A 17,838-nucleotide genomic window follows, 5' to 3' on the forward strand; every position below is an offset into this window, starting at 1 on the left:
GGCATTCACGCGTTCCACTGTGTCGCCTGGAGCTCCAGCACGGTGGGCGCCACCCACAGCGCGCCACTCTGCCGGTGGGCGGCATCGATCTCGGCGGCCACCAGCGCCGCCTCCTCAGCACTCCAGCGGCCCTGGCGGATCAGCTCCTGCCCGTAGATGACCACGAAGCGCTCCAGCCAGCGCGCCACCGCATCGCCCGGCCGCCCCACCAGGGCCAGCGGTTGCAAGGCGTCGATCTGAAAGCCCCGCGCCGCCAGCAGTGCCGGCAGCCGCCGGTTCACATCCGGATCACCGCCGGCCGCCTCGAAGCTGGCGTAGGCGGCCTCGGCGAAACGGGACACGGCCGCTCCGTTCGGGTACAGCCCGAAGCTGCGCCAGTGCACGTATTCATGCAGTACCACCCGCCCGCCTGCGGCCATGCAGCGGGACAGCCCGTCCAGCAGCGGCTCCAGCGTGGGCAGGAACATCGCCACCCAGCGGCACCAGGCCAGCTGGAAGCCCTCCGCCGGCAGTGGATCACAGCTGAGGTTGTGGGCGCGCAGCTCCAGTTGCGGCAGCCCGGCGGCCTGGGCCGCGGCGCGGGCCACTTCCAGATACGTGGGGCTCAGCTCCAGGCCGAGCACCCGCCCGCCGGGCCCCACCAGCCGCGCCAGCTCCAGGCTGGAGAAGCCTGGCCCGGCGCCCAGATCCAGCACCGCCTGGCCCGGCTGCAGCCCGGCGCGCTGCCAGGCGGCACGGGCGGAAGGCAGCCACAGCGCGTGCTGCACCCGCAACCGCTCGATCTCCGCGTCGGAGCTGCCGAGCACGTAGCGGTCGGGGGCCATCACCGCGGCTCAGTCCTCCGGGAACAGCAGGCTGGCCAGTTCGTCGGGGTCCACGTCGTAGACGCGGGCGAGGCTGGTTTCGATCGCGGAGGTCACCTCGCCGGAGAGAAAGCGCATGGCGTTGAGGGCGTCCTCGGCGATGTCGTCGGTGAGCAGGGTTGCTTCGCCGCCCAGCTTTTCGTCGTTGATCACCGCCATCACCCAGCTCTGGTAGGCGTACACGAGGTCGGAGAACTCAAGCTCCGGGTCATTGAGATCCAGGGCCATGGAGGTGTCGGGCGCAGTCGTGAGCAGTTTGGCCCCCGGCGGTGACGCCTCGCCCGATTCGCTGGTCGGCGTCGCGACCCGGCTCAGTAGCCGGAGGAGCCCGGCGGCGGTGCGCTGGCCGGCTGGCGCCGCAGGTGAGCCGTCACCGCGACCGGCTGGTTCTGGGCATAGCCCACCGGCAGCCACAGGTCGCCAGCGGCGGCGGCGTAGTGGATTTCCCAGTGGTAGAGGCCGATCAGGGCGCGGGGGTCCTCCTGGATCAACGACGCGTAGGCCAGCACGGCGCGGCCGTAGTTGTCGCTGTTGTTGTAGCCCCACAGGCCCTTGCGGATGTCCTTGAGGCCACCGCGCCTTACCAGGTAGCGGGCGGCGGCCTGGATGGCGTCGTGGGGATCGCGGATGTTGCCCTTGCCCACACCGGGCTGGGCCCAGGTGGTGGGCAGGAACTGCATCGGCCCCTGGGCGTTCGCCACCGACACCCCATCGATGCGCCCCATGCCGCTCTCCACCAGGTTCACGGCCGCCAGCACCTCCCAGTCGATGCCGGTGGCCTGCTCGGCCTGCTTGTAGGAGCGCACCAGCTGCTCCAGCGGCGGTGGCGGCAGGATGCGCCAGCTGGGCAGGCTGGTGGGCCGCCGGTCGCTGCGGTGCATGGCCAGGAAGGAGCGCCGCGCCAGCAGGTGCCGGTCGTAGACACTGAGCCAGCGGGGCGGCAGCGAACCGCGCACCTCGGCGGCGAGCGGTTGCCGGTGCGCCAGCACCCGGTAGATCACCTGCTGCTGATGGCCGAGGGCCGGCAGCGCCTCTGCGGGGGTGGCTTCGGCGCGCAGGGCCTCCTCCACCGCCGCCAGCAGCGCGGCCAGCTGCCGCGGATCCGCCGGCACCAATGGGTAGTGGCGCCCGTCGGCGTGGGTGGGCAGGGCCGGATCGGTGGGCAGCTGCGGCAGGCGCGGCCCCACCGCCAGGCTGTCTGCCGCTGCGGGGTCCGGCGGGGTGGCTGGCGTGCTGGCCGGTTCGGTGCCGGCGGCGCGCGAGGCCTCCAGGGCAGGGCGCAGCAGCAGGCCGCCGCCCAGCAGCGCCGCCGCGACGCCCATGCCAATCAGCAGCTGAGGGGGGGAAAGCCTGGGCACGGCGGGGCAGCGGCAGGGTTTTCGGCGCCAACGCTAGGGGTGAACGCCACCGGCTCGTACGGGGCGCAGCACCAGCAGGGCGGTGAGCAGCAGGGCGCCGCCGCCCGCGAGGAACACCGCCGTGAGCGACACATCCAGCAGCAGGCCCGCCAGGGCCTGGGAAAGCGGATCGAAGGCCACCCCCGCCACCATCGCCAGCGCCATCACGCGGCCCTGCAGCGCTGCCGGTGTTTCCCGCTGCAGCCACACCGTGGCCATCACCCCCACCAGGCCCCCGCCCACCCCCATCGCCGCCAGCACGGCAGCGGCCACCCAGGCTTCGCCGGCGGCGGCCAGCCCCAGCAGGCCCAGCCCCAGGGCGGCGGAGAGCCAGCCCAGCGCCGACGAGGGCTGATCCAGCCGGAAGCGGTCGAGCCGGCCGGCCAGCGCCACGCCCACCAGGGCACCCACGCCGTAGGCGGCCTGCAGCGCGCCGAAGGTGGCGGCTCCTCCCCCGTAACGCAGGCTCACCAGCTCCACCACGCCGATCACCACCGGGCCGAGCACGGCCAGGTTGATCATCGCGATCAGCCCCAGACCGGTGCGGATCGCCCCGTGGCGCCAGGCGAACACACAGCCTTCGCGCAGTCCCCGCAGCAGCCCGCCCGCGCCGTCCCGGTGCCAGAGGGCCGGCCGGGGTCGCAGCTGGACGAAGCAGCAGGCGGCCAGCAGCAGCACGCCGGCGTCGAGGGCGAGCGCGGCCGTGGCGCCGCCGATGGCCAGCGCCACCCCCGCCAGGGCCGGACCCACCACATTGCTGATCTGCTCGCTGCCCTGCAGCCAGGCGTGCGCCCGGTTCAGCAGCCGTGGCTGCACCAGCAGGGGCAGCAGGGCCATCGCGGCGGGGTAGACGCAGGCCTCGGCGGCGCCGAACAGGGCCGCCAGCATCATCACCGGCCCCAGTGCCAGTGCCCCGTGGGCGGCCAGCAGGGTGAGCACGCCGGTGCAGAGCGCCAGCACCGCGCTGGCCCGCACCGCCAGGGCACGGGGCGGATGGTGATCGCTGAGGGCACCCCCCACCAGCATCAGCAGCCCCCGCGGCAGCGCTGCCGCCATCAGCACCAGCGCCACGGCGCTGCCCGAGCCGGTGCGCTGCAGCATCAGCCAGGTGATGGCCACGAACCAGAACTGCACGCCGCAGAACAGCACCGTCTGGCCCAGCCAGAGCCAGCGGAAACGCTGATGCCGCAGCAGGAGGGAGGTCATGGCTGCCCGGCCCACTCCTGCACGGGCGTGAGGTTCAGCTCCTGGCGCCACTGCTGCAGGGGCTTCGCCCAGCCCTCCTCCCAACGCTGGGCGAACAGGGGCCGGGCCTGCTGGCCCATCTGCAGCCCGGTGTGGATGGCCAGCACCAGTGCCGGCAGCTGTTCGGGGTCGAACAGCGTGATCGACTGCAGCGCCTGGGCCGTGAGCATGGCGCCCAGGGGATAGGGGAACTGGCCGAGGTGAAAGGCCTGCAGGCCGATCTCGCCAAGCAGCGAGGTGTCGAAGCCGGTGAGCACATGCCAGAGGTCGTGGGTCTGGCTGAGCCGCACCTCCACGTAGGTCGCCTCGCTGCCGGCCTCCATGCCGGCGTGCAGGTCGGGGTCGTAGCCGAGCCGGGTGAGGCTGGCGGCATAGGCATGGCCGAGCGAGCCCACCGGCAGGGCCGCCAGCCGATCGAGGTCATGCGGACCCGGCACCCAGCGGGCGTCGATGAGGGCGGCGCAGCCGGGATCGTGGCGCAGGTGCTGCGCCGCCAGTGCGTAGGAGGGGGTGTCGAGCAGCCCGTCGGTGAGCACGCCCACCAGCTCCAGGCTGGTGTCACCGCCGCTCATCGCGAGCATGGTGCCGAGGATGCGGAAGAGGGGGTCGGGGGCGACCGGGGCCGGGACGGCGGGGCCGTCCGCGAGTGTTGCGGCGCTGGTGGCGCCCGTGTCCGGGGCAGCAGCGGCGTGAGCGGTGGACTGCCAGAGGGTGGTGGCCATGGAAGGGCGAGCGGAGGGTCAGTGCGGGCAGTGAGCTCTGAACATGAGGAGTGCTCACATCAGTGAAAATATGAGTGTCCCTCGCCTTTGTCAAGGAGAATGCGAGGATTGCTCGTCTTGCCTGCCTGCGCCTGTGCCCCAGCTCGCGCCTCTGCCTGAGCCCTCTTCTGCATCCCTGTCTGAGTTCCCGCTCGTGCCCCTCTTTGTGCCGGCCTGCTCCTGGCTGCGGCCATGACGCAGCGCTCCACCCCCGCGCAGGTCTCCACCACCGGCCTGCGCCGCCAGCCCCGCCAGGCCCGCAGCCAGGAGCGGGTGCGGCGGATCCTGGAGGCGGCCGAGGCCTTGTTCGTGGCCGAGGGCGTGGCCAGCACCACCACCAACGCGATCGCGGCGCATGCCGGCGTGCCGATCGGCTCCCTCTATCAGTTCTTCCCCGACAAGGCGGCGATCCTGCGCAGCCTGGCCCGCGGCTACGGCGAGCAGCTGCACAGGGAGCTGGCCGCCTTTGAGGAGAGCGAAGCCTCTGCGCTGCCGCTCGACGCCTACATCGAAGCGATGGTGTCGCTCACCGATCGCTTCTTCACAAGCCACCCCGGCTATCAGGCGATCTTCAATGAGGCGCAGAGCGCCACCGCCGATCTGCTGGCGATCGAGGAGGAGGCTGATGTGCGCCTGGTGGCGGATTGGTCGGCGGCCCTGATCGCCCGCGTGGGCGCTGAAGGCTGTGTGCTCAGCGAGGACGACGCACGCACGATGGCCTACGTGCTGGTGAAGACGGTGGGCAATCTGCTTTGGCTGTCACTGGCGAAGGCGCCGCCGTTCCGCGCGCAGTTGCTGCAGGAAACGGTGCAGTTGGCGGTGGCTTACCTGCGCCGCCGCATGACCACCGGCCGCGGCCCAGGTGAGGCGGCCTCAGGCTGAACCCGCAGCGGCGGGTTGCGCGCCGGTGGGCCCCATGTCGCCCGGCAGCGCCTGCACCTGGAGTTCCAGGTAGCCGGTGGCGGCATCGTGAAGGCGGCGCAGCTGCCAGCCTTCGGGGCGGACCGTCAGGATTTCGGCTGTGGTGCGCACGCGGCTGCCGTAGCAGAGGTGGCCGCCGATCACCTGCCCCTGGCCATCGGCCACGGCGATGTGCAGATGGGCGCCTTCTGCGGTGATCGACCCTGAGAGCGACAGGATTTCGAACGCCCCTTCGAGCTGGGTTTCCGCTTCAGCGGCGGCGAAGCGGAGCCTGGGATGCCAGAGGCTGCCGATGCCGGAAACAACGAATGAACCGCTGCCTGGTGCCGTGGCTGTGGCTTCCAGGGCATGGCGAAGATCCTCACCGGGAGGCAGCCGCAGCGGCAGGTAGGACACGGTTGATTGGGGGGTGGGTTGGATTCAGCCTGGTTTTCCATCGTTGTAGGAAACGGTGCAATCTCTGCCTTGCCGTTTGGCAAGGTAAAGAAGATCATCGGCTCGCTTGAGAATCTCCTCAAGGCTGATCTCGGCAGAGGGCACCATGGAAACCAGGCCGATGCTCGCTGAATAGCGAATGGAGGATTGTTCATAGGCCACCAGAGACTCCCGGATCGCCTGATGCAGCCGCTCTGAGAGTGCGAGCGCAGCCTCCTCTGAGGTATTGGGAAGAAAGATGATGAATTCTTCGCCGCCGATGCGGCCGAGATAGTCGCTCTTGCGCAGAACCGCTTTCACCGTGATCGCAAAGCTCTTGAGCACTTCATCGCCGCCAGCATGGCCGTGGGTGTCGTTGATGTCCTTGAAACGATCGAGATCCAACGCAAGCAAGGAAACATGGCGCTGCTCGCGCTCGGCCAGGTGCATCACTTGCTGGATCTGATCAAAGATGGCCTGCCGCGTCAGCAATCCCGTCAGCTGGTCGAAGGTGGCCATCGCGCGCATTTCCTTCTCGAGGCTATCGATCTGCATCACCAGGTCCACCAGCGGCCAGGTAGCCAGCGGCGCGACCATCGCAGGAATGGCGATGGCAGTGGCAACGGCGATTCGCGGGGCCTCACATTGCTCGAAGAAGCAGAGAGTTGAGGTGAGCGCTACGGAGCAAACAACCGAAAAGGTGGTGACGATCAGCACCGTGGGAAAGGTGCCGAGGCTCTGGATCAGCTGCCTCATGGACACCTTCATGCTGCAATGCCCGTGGCATGGGGCTCGGTCTGTTGCCGTGCGGGGCCATGACATTGCGTGCCCGGGAGGCCGCTCACGCAACGTGTGACTTGGAAAGGGCCAACGACGTTGGCGTGGACAGGCCCACTTGCGGGAAAATCAACGGCACGCATGGGTCTCTCCCTTTGCATCCGTTGAAAAACGATGGGGGAAACGCAAGAGTCAGTGCGCTGCATTTTGTATTGGCTGTCACTGTTTTCGCGCTCGGAGGGCGGTGGCTCCATTCGCCACCTCCAGCTAGCTCGCCGCCATCGTAAGACTCTGCTCTCCATCATCGAGTGGATGAACCTGAGGCCACAGCCATGACAAGTCCGTATGGAAAGCAATACCTTCATTTAAGGATAGCAATTGCGGGCGTCAATCAACGGGAGCGCGTTTACATCTGTACAAGACAGCACCACTGCTGTTCCCTCTGGTGCTCGGTGGCCACCCGCAGGCGCACCGCTGCTCCCGGCCCAGGCCTCCGGCACGGGTTGACGCGTTTCTTCCCTGTGGTCATGGTGAAGGCATCGCCCCTGTTGCCATGACACTGCTGCCATGACATTGCTCTCATTCACGGCCCGCCGGGTGAAAACGGCCCTGCTGGCACCCTTGGCCGTGTCTGCCCTGATCGCCGCCAGCTCCTCCGCCTCCCTGGCCCAGTGGCGCGTGCCGATCGAGGAGGTGCGGGCCATCAACTTCGCCCGCACCTATGCGGTGGCACTCAACGGCGGCCTGCAGGCCTACCGGCCGGCGCCGTGCATGTTCGTCACCGCCTCCACCGACAACCCCTGCCTGGTGAAGCGCAGCCCCGATGGCTTTCTGTTCCGCTTCCTCGGCGGCCCCCCCGCCTGGGTGGAACGCCAGCAGCCCGCCACCCTCGAAACCGAGGTGTTGATCTCGCCGGACGGCCGCAACCTGGTGAAGCTGATGTTTAATGGCGCGCCCCGCAAACCTGCGTCACAGGCGCCTGCTCCAGCCAGCTGAGGCGGCGCCTGCAGCCCATAGCCTTGGCGGGCAGCTGAGGCTTTCGGTGCATCCATGGACCTGACCCTTCACCAGGCGTCCGTGCCGCCGCTGCGGCGCGCCCTCACCAACCTGATCCACCTGCTGGAGAAGGCCCTCGCGCATGCCCGGGTGCAGGGGTTCGACTCCGCCGTGCTGCTCACCAGCCGTCTCTACCCCGACATGTTCCCCCTGGCGCGCCAGGTGCAGATCGCCAGCGACGTGGCCCGCCGCGGCGTGGCCCGGCTGGCCGGCCTGGAGGCGCCGCCGATGGCGGACAATGAGGAGAGCCTGGAGGCGCTGATCGAACGCCTGCGGGAATCGATCGCCTATCTCGACGGCTTCAGCGCCGAGCAGATCGATGGGGGCGAAGAGCGCCCGATCACCGTGCCGATCGGCAAGGGTGAAACGATCACGATGGCGGGCTGGCCGTTCCTTTCAGCCTTTGTTCTGCCCAACGTCTACTTCCACACCACCACCACGTACGCGATCCTGCGCCACAACGGCGTGGTGATCGGCAAGCGCGATTTCCTCGGGGCCCCCTGAGCGCCGGCCGCCCCCTCCCCTCCTGCCGCCATGACGAGCACCTCGCCCACCATCGTCAGCACCCACTTCGGCCAGCAGCCCTGGTGGGTGGAGCAGTGGATGGAACTGATCAACTCCTACCGCTACAAGAAACGGCTGGAGCGTGCCTGGGCCTACGCCCGCTCCGGCAACGTGCTGTCGATCCTGTTTGAAGGGAAGCGGGTGAAAGCCCTGGTGCAGGGCACCGAAGCCGAGCCGTACAAGGTGAAGCTCTGGCTCGACACCCTCTCCGATGAAGACTGGGGCTATGTGCTGGAGGCGCTCGGTCAGAAGGCGCGCTGGTCGGCGCAGCTGCTGGCTGGGGTGATGCCGCAGGACATCGAGCGGGCCTTCGCCGCCAGCGGCAAACGGCTGTTCCCCTTCAAGCTGCAGGAGGTGCGCTGCGATTGCAGCTGCCCCGACAAGGCTGCCCCCTGCAAACACGTCAGCGCTGTCTATTACCTGATGGGGGATCGCTTCAGCGAAGACCCCTTCGTGCTGTTCCAGATGCGCGGCCGCAGCCGCAGCCAGCTGCTTGCTGATCTGGCCACCCAACGCCGCCGGCAGCTGGCGGCGTCTGCCACTGAAGCGGCGCCTGCCGCCGCACCCCACCCGGTCCATCCGGCCGTGATCGATCCCACCCGCTGGTGGAGCTACACCGCCGCCCTCGACCCCGATCTGGTGGTGATCACCCCGGCGATGGAGGGGGACATGGGCCTCGATGAGGCTGGTGAACTGCCGCTGGCCGCCGAGCCCCGCTTCCCCGACTCCAACCGCCTGTTCACCGAGCGGCTGCGCAGCCAGGGCATCGCCATCGGCCAGCAGGCCATGGCCCGCGCCATGAGTGCCGGGGCCGGCGATGGCGCCAGCAACGGTGCCTGAGGCCGAACGGCCCGCAGAGGCCCCCTGGCTGACGCCGGCGTGCCAGGCCCGGGCCGCCCTGCTGCTCGCTTCCCATCAGCTGGCCTTCGGTCGTCCGCTGCTGGCGCTGGTGGCCGGCCCCACCCAGCTGGCGGCGGCCGGTGATGCACGCCATCAGGCGCAGGAGCTGTTCGCTGCCCCCCTGGTGGTGCTCGCCCACGACGATGGCCTGGCCGGTGGCACCACGGCGCCGGCCGATCCCCGCCTGATCTATGCCAATGCCGCCGCGTTGCGGCTGTGGCGCCGGCCCTGGGCGGCGATGGTGGGTCTGCCGTCGCGGCTCACTGCCGAACCCTCCGAGCGTGAGGGGCGGGAGCGGTTGCTGGCGCTGGCGCGGCACCGCCAGGCGATCAGCGGCTACCGCGGCGTGCGCATCGACAGCCGCGGCCGCCGCTTCGTGATCGATGGCGCCCGCCTCTGGACCCTGCGGGATGCCGATGGCCGCGACCACGGCCAGGCGGCGGCCTTCAGCCACTGGTGGTGGCTCTGAGCAGCCCTGTTGGTGCCTTGATCGGTTCTCACCACCGCGCGGTGGGGCCCACCGAATCAGGGGAGGAGCGCCGTACCAAAAGGGCCGGTTCTTTCGTCTCACCATTTCATTCGAGTTGGCGAAAGTAGCTGCACGGGCGAAGCGATTCCCCGTTCTTCACCATCACAGGTGCCTGCGAATCGCAGAACCTGAATGCCATCACCTCAGCCAACCTGTGGAGGACATTCCCATGCTGACCCTGCGCCAATCCCCCTTTGATCTGTTCGAGCGGCTGGAGCAGCAAGTGCTTCAGGCTGAGCGCGTGCCTGCCGCCGAAGTGCACGAGAACGATCAGGCTTACACCATCGTTCTTGAGCTGCCCGGTGTCGACAAAGGCTCGATCGATGTCAAAGCCACCGACCGCACCCTGCTGGTCAGCGCCGAACGCCGCAGCGATCGCCACCCCCCCGCACGGGCTCAGGCCGATGCCAACAGCCCTGCCTCGGACACGGCCGCCGCACCTGCAGCAGCCACGCCCCCAGCCGCCAAGGCGTCCGCCCGCCTGGCTCCGCTGCACAGCGAGTTCCGCTACGGCACCTGGAGCCGCAGCTTCACCTTCCCCGGCGGCCTGCAACGGGAAGGCCTCGAAGCCCACTACCGCGATGGTCTGCTCACGATCACCGCGCCGAAGGCCCAGACGGTCACCACGGTGAACGTCAAGGTGGAAGGCTGATCCCGCCCCTGCTGATGCCGCATTGTGTCCCTGCGCCCCGGCCTTGGCCGGGGCTTTTTCATGGCGGCGCCGCAACCAATCGGGCCCCGAGCTGTTCACTCCGTGTCGTCGTGGGCGAAGCGGCTGTAGAGGAAATCGAGCGCCTGATTGCGCAGGTCGTAATAGAGGGGATCCTCCATGATTTCCTCGCGGTTGCGGGGCCTTGGAAAGTTGATCTCCATGATTTCGCCAATCTTGGCGGCCGGGCCGTTGGTCATCATCACGAGGCGATCGGCGAGGAACAGCGCTTCGTCGATGTCGTGGGTGATCATCAGCACTGTGCACTTCTGGGTGTTCCAGATCGTGAGCAGCTCCTCCTGCAACTCCTCTTTGGTGATGGCATCGAGGGCGCCGAACGGTTCATCGAGAATCAGCACCTCCGGGCGGATCGACAGCGCCCTGGCGATCGCCACCCGCTGCTTCATGCCACCCGAGAGCTGGGTGATCTTCTTCTCGGCCGCCTCGCTGAGCCCCACCATGGCCAGGTGCTCGCGGGTGATCTCGCGCTTCTCGCGCTCCGAGAGTTCCGGCCTCACCGACTCCACCGCCAGGTACACATTGTCGTAGGCCGTCATCCAGGGCAGCAGGGCATAGCCCTGAAACACCACCATCCGATCCGGGCCGGGTCTGGTGATCGGGTTGCCATGCAGCACCACGCGGCCCTCCGTGGGAGTGGCGAAGCCCGACACCATGTTGAGCAGGGTGGATTTGCCGCAACCGGAGTGGCCGATCACGCACATGAACTCGCCCTGGTTGATGTTCAGGTCGACGCCATCGAGCACCGGATAGGGCCCCTTGGCGGTGGGGTAGACCTTGCTGACGTTCTCGAAGCGCAGGAAGGCTTCCGCCGGTGGGAGTGAAACCCCTGGTAGGGGCGGCTGGGTCAGGGTGGACATGAGGAATCTCGCGAAGGACGGTGAGACGAGTGATCAACGGGAGCCAAGGGGAACTGGCTTTGAATGAGAACCGGCAGTGAATGGGAACCGCAGCCAACGACCAGTGGCAGCCAATTGCACAGCTCTGGAAATGGCGCCACAACTGAGCTGGAGCCCGACCTCAGCTGCGCCGCGGTGGCGCCAGGGGGATTTCGGCGATGCTGAAATCGCGCTTGATCGTCTGGGCGTTGAGGTAGCCGATCGGGTCGTCGGCGTTGAAGGGCTGGCCGTCGAACAGCGCGATGTCATGCCGCTGGTAGCTGATCGCTTCGAGGCCCAGTTCGCGGGCGGCGGTGCTGTACACGCCCACCTGGCACACCCGCTCGAGGATCTCCACCCAGTTGCGCGGCAGCGGGATGTCCCCCCAACGGGCCATCTGGGTCATCATCCAGAGGTGTTCGGTGCGGCTCGGCCGGTTCACCCCTGCGCCGGAGAACAGGTGGTGGGGCGTGGCCTCCTGGCATTCGGGCCCTGAGCGATCGACGCCCTCGCTGGCTTCGCTGAAGCGGATCAGCTCCGGCTTGATGCCCAGGTAGCGGCGATCACTCAGCAGCTCGCTGAGCTCGCCCCAGTGGGCCGGATCGGCGCAGTACTGGCAGGCCTCCAGCAGCGCCTTGACGAGTGCGATGTGGGTGTTCGGATAGGCCGTGGCCCAGTCTTCGCGCACCCCCAGCACCTTGCCGGGATGGCCGGGCCAGATCGCCAGATCCCCTGCCACCTGGAAACCATGGCCGCCCTGGATCGCCCGGTCCAGCCAGGGAGCCCCCACGCAGTAGCCGTCGAGGCTGCCGTCCTTGAGGTCGGCCAGCATCTGGGCCGGCGGCAGGGCCTGCAGGTGCACGTCCTTGTCGGGGTCGATGCCGTTGGCCGCCAGCCAGTAACGCAGCAGCAGGTTGTGCATCGAGGCGGCATGCACGATCCCCAGGGTGTGGGGTTCGCGTTCGTGGCTCTTGAGATAGGCGTGGTAGTCCTCCACGGTCTGCACCCCCTGCTCAGCCAGGCGGCTGGCCAGGGTGATGCCGTTGCCGTTGCGGCTGAGCGTGAGGGCGGTCACGACCGGTAGGGGAGCACCGCCCTGGGCGCCGACATGACCGCCGGCTGTCATCCAGGTGGGCATGCCGGCAGGCATCAGTGAGGCATCGAGGGTGCCGTCCACCAGCCCATCGACGATGCCGCGCCAGCTGGTTTCGCGGATGAGGCTCACCTCGTCGAGGCCGTGCTTGGTGAACAGGCCATGGGCCTCGGCCACCGCCAGGGGTGCGCTGGCCGCCAGGGGCAGAAAGCCCAGATCCAGGTTCACCTTCTCGAGGCCATGACGGGCCACCACCTGGTGGGGGCGGGCCCGCCACTGCTTCACCCGCTTCTGACGATTGAGGAAGTAGATGATCTCGGAGCGCAGGCTGTAGTAGCTGGGGTGGTGCACCACTTCCAGCCGTGCCCGTGGTCGGGGGATGTCCACCTCGAGGATGCCGCCGATGTTCGAGCCAGGCCCGTTGGTGAGCATCACGATGCGGTCGGAGAGGAGCACCGCCTCGTCCACGTCGTGGGTGACCATCACCGCCGTGAGCTCGTGCTCGTTGCAGATCTGCATCAGCTTCTCCTGCAGATTGCCCCGGGTGAGCGCATCGAGGGCGCCGAAGGGTTCATCAAGCAGCAGCAGCTTGGGGCGGATCGCCAGGGCGCGGGCGATCGATACCCGCTGGCGCATGCCGCCGGAGAGTTGCTGGGGCAACTTGTCGACCGCAGGGCCCAGCCCCACCATCTCGATATGCTCCTGCACCACGGCGTCGCGTTCGGCCCTGGGCAGATCGCCCATCACCTCATCCACCGCCAGGGCGATGTTCTGGCGCACGGTGAGCCAGGGGAGCAGCGAATAGTTCTGGAACACCACCATCTTGTCGGGGCCGGGGCGCTTCACCGCCTCCCCCTCAAGCAGCACCACACCTTCGCTGGGAAGATCCAGGCCTGCGATCATGTTCAACAGGGTGGATTTGCCACAGCCGGAGTGGCCGATCAGCGAGATGAATTCACCCTTGCGGATCGCCAGGTCGATGCCCTGCAGGGCCAGGTAGGTGCCGCCGCCCTTGAGGGCGAAGCTCTTGTCGATGGTGCGCACATCCACCAGGGAGGGCGCCGCTTGGGTGGTCATGGTTGGGATCCGTTGTGTGAGGGGGCCTTTTGGAGAGCGAAGAAGCGGAATCGAGGTGTGACTCAGGTCACTGGCCGGCGGAGATGCGGGTCTGCAGCCAGGCCATCAGCCGATCCAGCACCAGGCCGATTGCACCGATCCAGATCACGCCGAGCACAATCTCGCCCACGTAGTTCTGCTGGTACGCATCCCAGATGAAGAAGCCGATGCCCACGGTGCCGGGCATCACGATCTCGGCGGCGATGATCGCCAGCCAGGCCAGGCCGATCGAGATGCGCAGGCCGGTGAAGATGTAGGGGAGAGCCGAAGGAATCAGCACCTTGGTGAAGAAGCGCCGGCTCGACATCTGCAGCACCAGGGCGACGTTGCGGTAGTCCTGCGGGATCTGACGCACCCCTTCCGCTGTGTTGATCAGGATCGGCCACACCGCGGTGATGAAGATCACGAAGATGGCGGCCGGTTGGTTCTTCTGAAACAGCACCAGGGCGATCGGCACCCAGGCCAGCGGCGCCACCATGCGCAGGAACTGGAACAGGGGATCGAAGGCGCGGTTGATGCCGGGCTTCAGGCCGATCGTGATGCCCACGCCGATGCCGACGATGGCCGCCAGGGTGTAACCCTGAGCCACGCGGCCCAGGCTGGCCATGGTCTGCCAGAACAGGCCTTTGTCGAGGCCGCCGCGGTCATAGAAGGGATAAAAGATCAGGTTGCGGGTGCGTTCCTCGGTGAACAGGCTGGTGGGGGCCGGTAAAGCGATCAGCCCGGTCATCGAGAGGATCTGCCACACCAGTAGAAAACTGCCGACGCCAAGAAAGGGGGGCAGCCAGTTGCCCGTGTTGCGTAGCAGCTTGCTGAAGGGGCTGGCGGTGGCTCCCTTGCGGCCAGTGTTGATCGAAACCATGGAGTGTTGTGGGGAAGGAGTCGGCGTGAGGGCGGGAAAACCTGAAGAGGAATTTGCCGGGGAATCCGACGGGCGTCGGCCGGCCCTAGGAAAAGGATCCTGCGATGAGGGGGGTGTCGGCCGAAAACGTAGCGTCTCCGACCTTTGCCCCGAATGAACAAGCAGGCGGTGATTCCTACTTCTTGATCTTCAGGCTGTCGAGATAGGCCTGAGGATTTTCCGGGTCGTAGGTGATCCCGTCGAAGAAGGTTTCCTTGCCACGGCTGGAGCCGGTGGGGATCTCGGCGGCGGGCAGTCCGAGCTCCGTGGCGGCTTGGCGCCACAGGTCTTCGCGTGTCACTTTGTCGTTGATGGCCTTAGCCTGCTCGATCGAATCCACCGCGCCGGGATAGAATTTCCAACGCAGTGATTCCAGCAGGAACCAGAGTGTCAGGCTCTTGTAGGGGTAGGAGATCACGCCCCGATCGCTGGCCCAGTAGAGCGGACCCATGGCGGGATCGTTCTGGGTTTTCATGTCGGCGCCGAGCTTGTACTGCCCCTTGAGTGCCGCCTCTAGGATCGGCACGGGGATGTTGTACCACTTGCGGGAGCTGAGGATCCTGGCCACCTCGCTGCGGTTCTCGGCCTTGTCCATCCACTGCTGGGCCTCAATCAGTCCCTTGAGCAGGGCAACGGTGGCCTTGGGATGCTTGTCCACCCAGTCGGCACGAACGGCAAGATATTCCTCCGGGTGCGCCTTCCAGATCTCTGCGGTGGTGGCGGCTAGATAGCCTTTGTTGTCTGCGACGATCCGTGAGGGCCAGGGATCACCGGTGGAGAAGGCCTCCATGCTGCCGTTGGTCATCCCCTGCAGGGTTTCGGTGGCCGGCACCGTCAGCAGCTCCACGTCGGTGTCGGGATTGATGCCGCCGGCAGCCAGCCAGTAGCGGATCCAGAGATCCTGGTTGGCCTTCGGAAAGGTGTAGGAAGCGCGGAACTTGCGGCCCTCCTTCTTGGCGAAATCCCGGAAGAATGTTCCTGCCGCCTTGACGTCGTAAGTGAGGTTGGCGTCCTTGACGCTGTTGGCTGCGGCGATGCCGTTCCCCTGGCTCATCAGCATCGCCAGGACATACATCGGCACCTTGCGGCCGTTGGTGAGAGCGCCCTCGCTGATCATCTGGGGCATGGGCATCTGCCACTGGCCGCCGTCGATGCCCCCGCCAGCTGAGCCGAGCACCACGTTGTCGCGGGCGGAGGGCCAGCTGGCCTGCTTGGTGAGCTTCACGTCCAGGCCATGCTTGGCGAAGAAGCCCTTCTCCACGGCCACCACCAGCGGCGCGGCTTCCAGGATCGGGATGAAGCCGAGGCTGATCGTGTTGGTCTCGAGGTTGGCGTCGGCGATGACGGCTGCGGGTTTACCAGCGGTGCCCCCACCGGGTTCGGGCGGGTTGCCCAGGCAGCCGGCGAGCAGGGAACTGCCCAGCACGGCACTGCCCATCAGGGCGAGAAAACGGCGTCGTCTCGTCATTGGGATTTGGGTAGGGAGAAGTTTGGCGACGACTGGATTTCAGGTCCAGGATTTCAAGGCTTGATCGGAGCCAAGATCACGAAGAATTACGGCCAGGCGGCAAAGGATGGATGGCCGAATGGGCGGCCCTAGGGATGGATCATGGGTCACCGTTGCGGCGGTCGAGAGAAGTTAATGGCTGGGAGAGGCGGTTGGGTATTTCGGTAACGCAGAAATGCGAATGGAACCGATCAGCCCAGCCTATGGATCCAAGTCCGCCCACCAGAACAGTGGGTGCTCCAGCAAGTCTGTCCAGGGGTGTTCACCGGGTTTGCGCCGTTCCCCTGGCGCCGCCGCCGTCAACGCAGTGCTTGATGGCGATGAGGCGGCAGCAGGTCAAGATCTGCCTTCCGCAGGATCGTCTCTGCCGTCTTTTGGTGGCTCAGTGCTTTGGTGATACACACGCGCGCCGATCTGGTGCGGCAGATGCTGAAGGCCGGTGTCGACGGGCCTCAACCGCCTGATCCCGAGCAGGCTGATGGTCTGGGCGGTCTGGCTGCGGAGTGAGTCAGCCACTTCCTCCTGCGAGGGTGTCACCTCCACCCTCAGGGTTCGTGTCAGACAAATCCTTACGGTGGGTTGCCACTCTGGGCTCAGTCAGGGGTGGCAAAAGGCCGCCAGGTTCAGTCAATCCGATTGTGCCGACACCTTCATCCTGCGCTCATGGGTAGGCATTGGCGTACCCATCATTCGCTCTCTGGCAGTGAATCGACGGCGTCATCCTTCAGCACTCCAGAGTGAGCTGAAGGGTCTGCATGGGTGGCTCGATCGCCCTGGAGTGCGGCAGCGAACGACATGGGGAAATTGAATCCATCGGTGCAAGATCGCCTCTCAATGGGCGCAAGTCCGCCCGGGTGATGGCTGTCTGCTTGCCGCCAGACGGTCTCCACCCTGTCCCCAACCGATGGGATCTGCCGTCTGCGTGGCGCAATGCCTGACTGCCAGAGAGGTTGCGAAGGCCGGGCTTGCTGGCGGTTTCGGGGTGATTGACTCAGAGCCTCAGTGAGCGTGATGAATGGTGAGGCGATCTGATTGAGATCGAGAACGACGAGGATTGTGCTCATTTTCGGGCAGCGGCGCACACACCACAGGGTTCAACATGCAGGCATTCAGCCCCGTTGATGCAAATCGCACCGACGGTGCCCACCTCGATCTGTTCACCTTCGTTTCTCGTGCCTCTGGCCGCGCTTGCGGCAGCGGCGTAGTTTGCCCGTGCTGTTGGTTGCAGGAGCGTGAGAGCGGTCACGGGCGCCACTTCAGCCATTGCCGCCTGGAGTGCGTGCGGGCGACGCGTCAGCCTGGCCACCTGCCATGGCAAGGAACGGGTGATCGCCCGGCCGCTGCGCCGGGCCCTCGGCGTGGAGCTGGTGCTCGCCGCGGGCTTTGACACCGACAGCCTCGGCACCTTCTGCGGCGAACGGCCCCGCCCGGCGGATGCCGCCACCACCTGTCGCCTCAAGGCGGAGGCGGGCATGGCGGCCACCGGCCTCGACCTCGGCCTGGCCAGCGAAGGCAGCTTCGGGCCCCATCCGGCGATGCCTTTTCTGCCCCTGGCCACCGAGTGGATGACCTGGGTGGACCGTCGCCACGATCTGGTGATCACCGAGCGGCTGAGCGGCTGCCGCACGAACTTCGACCATTGCACCGCGGCCCCTGGCACGCCGCTGGAGGCCTGGCTGACCCGCATCGGCTTCCCGCGCCATGCCGTGATCGTGCGTCCGCATCAGCCCAGCGCTGAGCCGTTCCTGCGCAAGGGGGTGTGCGGCGCCGCGGAGCTGACGCAGGCGATCGACAAGGCCAGCACCGCGTCCGCTGATGGCCTGGCGCTGGTGGAAACGGACATGCGGGCCCACTGCAACCCCACGCGCATGGCCTCGATCCGCGCCCTCACCTTCCGGCTGGCGCGGCGCATCGCCACCCCCTGCCCCGCCTGTGGGGCACCCGGCTGGGGGCCGGTGGAGTCCCTGCCGGGACTGCCCTGCGGCTGGTGCGGCAGTCCCACCTCGCTGCTGCGGGCGGAGCGTTTCGGCTGCGTTCGCTGCGGGGCCAGCGAGGAGCATCCGCGCAGGGATGGGCTGTTGCAGGCCGATCCGCAGCACTGCCCTTACTGCAACCCCTGAGGGCGGGGCCCGCCCGGCGTTGATCGTCCTGGCCTGTGGCGGGCATTAGGAGCTCCAATCGAACACACG

The 17,838-nt window shown here is 67.3% G+C and carries 18 protein-coding genes; 7 read left to right on the forward strand and 11 right to left on the reverse strand.

Translation table 11 applies throughout. From position 1 onward, the window contains the following. Positions 1-5: 5 nt before the first annotated feature. The 5 genes from CJZ80_RS06560 to CJZ80_RS06580 form a co-directional block, all read right to left on the reverse strand. A complete protein-coding gene (locus CJZ80_RS06560; RefSeq protein WP_094511306.1) occupies positions 6-824 on the reverse strand; it encodes a methyltransferase domain-containing protein in 819 nt (272 codons plus the stop codon). 9 nt (positions 825-833) lie between these two features. Next, a complete protein-coding gene (locus tag CJZ80_RS06565; protein WP_094511311.1) occupies positions 834-1,091 on the reverse strand; it encodes a hypothetical protein in 258 nt (85 codons plus the stop codon). A gap of 83 nt (positions 1,092-1,174) precedes the next feature. After that, complete coding sequence (locus tag CJZ80_RS06570; RefSeq protein WP_094511314.1) at positions 1,175-2,185, reverse strand: lytic transglycosylase domain-containing protein; 1,011 nt, start codon at positions 2,183-2,185, stop codon at positions 1,175-1,177. 69 nt (positions 2,186-2,254) lie between these two features. Beyond that, positions 2,255-3,466, reverse strand: coding sequence for an MFS transporter (locus tag CJZ80_RS06575; RefSeq protein WP_094511316.1), 1,212 nt, complete (start codon positions 3,464-3,466; stop codon positions 2,255-2,257). Beyond that, positions 3,463-4,227, reverse strand: a complete 765-nt coding sequence (locus tag CJZ80_RS06580) for a Coq4 family protein (protein ID WP_094511318.1) — start codon at positions 4,225-4,227, stop codon at positions 3,463-3,465. The genes CJZ80_RS06575 and CJZ80_RS06580 overlap by 4 nt, the downstream gene beginning before the upstream one ends. A 231-nt stretch (positions 4,228-4,458) precedes the next feature. Here CJZ80_RS06580 and CJZ80_RS06585 point away from each other — a divergent pair, with 231 nt between their 5' ends. Then, positions 4,459-5,148: a TetR/AcrR family transcriptional regulator gene (locus CJZ80_RS06585; protein WP_094511320.1), complete on the forward strand. Its 690-nt coding sequence runs from the start codon at positions 4,459-4,461 to the stop codon at positions 5,146-5,148. Here the strand turns inward: CJZ80_RS06585 and CJZ80_RS06590 are convergent. Then, positions 5,140-5,583, reverse strand: a complete 444-nt coding sequence (locus CJZ80_RS06590) for a PPC domain-containing DNA-binding protein (protein WP_094511322.1) — start codon at positions 5,581-5,583, stop codon at positions 5,140-5,142. The genes CJZ80_RS06585 and CJZ80_RS06590 overlap by 9 nt on opposite strands. Before the next feature lie 24 nt (positions 5,584-5,607). Continuing rightward, on the reverse strand, positions 5,608-6,357 hold the full coding sequence (locus CJZ80_RS06595; protein ID WP_158217442.1) for a GGDEF domain-containing protein: 750 nt from the start codon (positions 6,355-6,357) through the stop codon (positions 5,608-5,610). Positions 6,358-6,945: 588 nt separating this feature from the next. Here CJZ80_RS06595 and CJZ80_RS06600 point away from each other — a divergent pair. The 5 genes from CJZ80_RS06600 (at position 6,946) to CJZ80_RS06620 (ending at position 10,079) form a co-directional block, all read left to right on the forward strand. Further along, positions 6,946-7,374 carry a hypothetical protein gene (locus CJZ80_RS06600; protein WP_094511326.1) on the forward strand — a complete coding sequence of 143 codons (429 nt, stop codon included), beginning with the start codon at positions 6,946-6,948 and terminating at the stop codon, positions 7,372-7,374. Between the two features lie 54 nt (positions 7,375-7,428). Further along, positions 7,429-7,938, forward strand: coding sequence for a DUF1993 family protein (locus CJZ80_RS06605; protein ID WP_094511328.1), 510 nt, complete (start codon positions 7,429-7,431; stop codon positions 7,936-7,938). Between the two features lie 30 nt (positions 7,939-7,968). Further along, on the forward strand, positions 7,969-8,838 hold the full coding sequence (locus CJZ80_RS06610) for an SWIM zinc finger family protein (RefSeq protein ID WP_094511330.1): 870 nt from the start codon (positions 7,969-7,971) through the stop codon (positions 8,836-8,838). Beyond that, complete coding sequence (locus CJZ80_RS06615) at positions 8,816-9,367, forward strand: MEKHLA domain-containing protein (RefSeq protein ID WP_094511578.1); 552 nt, start codon at positions 8,816-8,818, stop codon at positions 9,365-9,367. The genes CJZ80_RS06610 and CJZ80_RS06615 overlap by 23 nt, the downstream gene beginning before the upstream one ends. Before the next feature lie 229 nt (positions 9,368-9,596). Then, positions 9,597-10,079 (forward strand): Hsp20/alpha crystallin family protein, encoded by a 483-nt coding sequence (locus CJZ80_RS06620; RefSeq protein ID WP_094511332.1) that lies wholly within the window; start codon positions 9,597-9,599, stop codon positions 10,077-10,079. A gap of 95 nt (positions 10,080-10,174) precedes the next feature. On the opposite strand, the gene CJZ80_RS06625 is transcribed toward CJZ80_RS06620, so the two are convergent. The 4 genes from CJZ80_RS06625 to CJZ80_RS06640 form a co-directional block, all read right to left on the reverse strand. Beyond that, positions 10,175-11,014 carry a nitrate ABC transporter ATP-binding protein gene (locus tag CJZ80_RS06625; protein ID WP_094511336.1) on the reverse strand — a complete coding sequence of 280 codons (840 nt, stop codon included), beginning with the start codon at positions 11,012-11,014 and terminating at the stop codon, positions 10,175-10,177. A 160-nt stretch (positions 11,015-11,174) separates the two neighbouring features. Further along, positions 11,175-13,202, reverse strand: coding sequence for a nitrate ABC transporter ATP-binding protein (locus tag CJZ80_RS06630; RefSeq protein WP_094511340.1), 2,028 nt, complete (start codon positions 13,200-13,202; stop codon positions 11,175-11,177). A 67-nt stretch (positions 13,203-13,269) separates the two neighbouring features. Continuing rightward, entirely contained in the window at positions 13,270-14,103 is an 834-nt protein-coding gene (ntrB, locus tag CJZ80_RS06635) for a nitrate ABC transporter permease (protein ID WP_094511342.1), read from the reverse strand. 175 nt (positions 14,104-14,278) lie between these two features. Next, complete coding sequence (locus tag CJZ80_RS06640; protein WP_094511344.1) at positions 14,279-15,610, reverse strand: CmpA/NrtA family ABC transporter substrate-binding protein; 1,332 nt, start codon at positions 15,608-15,610, stop codon at positions 14,279-14,281. A gap of 1,271 nt (positions 15,611-16,881) precedes the next feature. Here CJZ80_RS06640 and CJZ80_RS06645 point away from each other — a divergent pair. Continuing rightward, entirely contained in the window at positions 16,882-17,769 is an 888-nt protein-coding gene (locus CJZ80_RS06645) for a DUF6671 family protein (protein WP_233132876.1), read from the forward strand. Positions 17,770-17,838 lie beyond the last annotated feature (69 nt).

Source organism: Synechococcus sp. MW101C3 (genome assembly GCF_002252635.1).
In the GTDB taxonomy this organism is placed as follows: domain Bacteria; phylum Cyanobacteriota; class Cyanobacteriia; order PCC-6307; family Cyanobiaceae; genus MW101C3.

Excerpts from the sequence above, each read along its gene's own strand:
- CJZ80_RS06575 (WP_094511316.1), bottom strand. The coding sequence starts at position 3,466 with ATGACCTCCCTCCTGCTGCGGCATCAGCGTTTCCGCTGGCTCTGGCTG.
- CJZ80_RS06560 (WP_094511306.1), bottom strand. The coding sequence starts at position 824 with ATGGCCCCCGACCGCTACGTGCTCGGCAGCTCCGACGCGGAGATCGAG.
- CJZ80_RS06640 (WP_094511344.1), bottom strand. The coding sequence starts at position 15,610 with ATGACGAGACGACGCCGTTTTCTCGCCCTGATGGGCAGTGCCGTGCTG.
- CJZ80_RS06610 (WP_094511330.1), top strand. The coding sequence starts at position 7,969 with ATGACGAGCACCTCGCCCACCATCGTCAGCACCCACTTCGGCCAGCAG.
- CJZ80_RS06580 (WP_094511318.1), bottom strand. The coding sequence starts at position 4,227 with ATGGCCACCACCCTCTGGCAGTCCACCGCTCACGCCGCTGCTGCCCCG.
- CJZ80_RS06605 (WP_094511328.1), top strand. The coding sequence starts at position 7,429 with ATGGACCTGACCCTTCACCAGGCGTCCGTGCCGCCGCTGCGGCGCGCC.
- CJZ80_RS06595 (WP_158217442.1), bottom strand. The coding sequence starts at position 6,357 with ATGAGGCAGCTGATCCAGAGCCTCGGCACCTTTCCCACGGTGCTGATC.
- CJZ80_RS06620 (WP_094511332.1), top strand. The coding sequence starts at position 9,597 with ATGCTGACCCTGCGCCAATCCCCCTTTGATCTGTTCGAGCGGCTGGAG.
- CJZ80_RS06565 (WP_094511311.1), bottom strand. The coding sequence starts at position 1,091 with ATGGCCCTGGATCTCAATGACCCGGAGCTTGAGTTCTCCGACCTCGTG.
- CJZ80_RS06625 (WP_094511336.1), bottom strand. The coding sequence starts at position 11,014 with ATGTCCACCCTGACCCAGCCGCCCCTACCAGGGGTTTCACTCCCACCG.
- CJZ80_RS06570 (WP_094511314.1), bottom strand. The coding sequence starts at position 2,185 with ATGGGCGTCGCGGCGGCGCTGCTGGGCGGCGGCCTGCTGCTGCGCCCT.
- ntrB (WP_094511342.1), bottom strand. The coding sequence starts at position 14,103 with ATGGTTTCGATCAACACTGGCCGCAAGGGAGCCACCGCCAGCCCCTTC.
- CJZ80_RS06585 (WP_094511320.1), top strand. The coding sequence starts at position 4,459 with ATGACGCAGCGCTCCACCCCCGCGCAGGTCTCCACCACCGGCCTGCGC.
- CJZ80_RS06615 (WP_094511578.1), top strand. The coding sequence starts at position 8,816 with ATGGCGCCAGCAACGGTGCCTGAGGCCGAACGGCCCGCAGAGGCCCCC.
- CJZ80_RS06630 (WP_094511340.1), bottom strand. The coding sequence starts at position 13,202 with ATGACCACCCAAGCGGCGCCCTCCCTGGTGGATGTGCGCACCATCGAC.
- CJZ80_RS06600 (WP_094511326.1), top strand. The coding sequence starts at position 6,946 with ATGACATTGCTCTCATTCACGGCCCGCCGGGTGAAAACGGCCCTGCTG.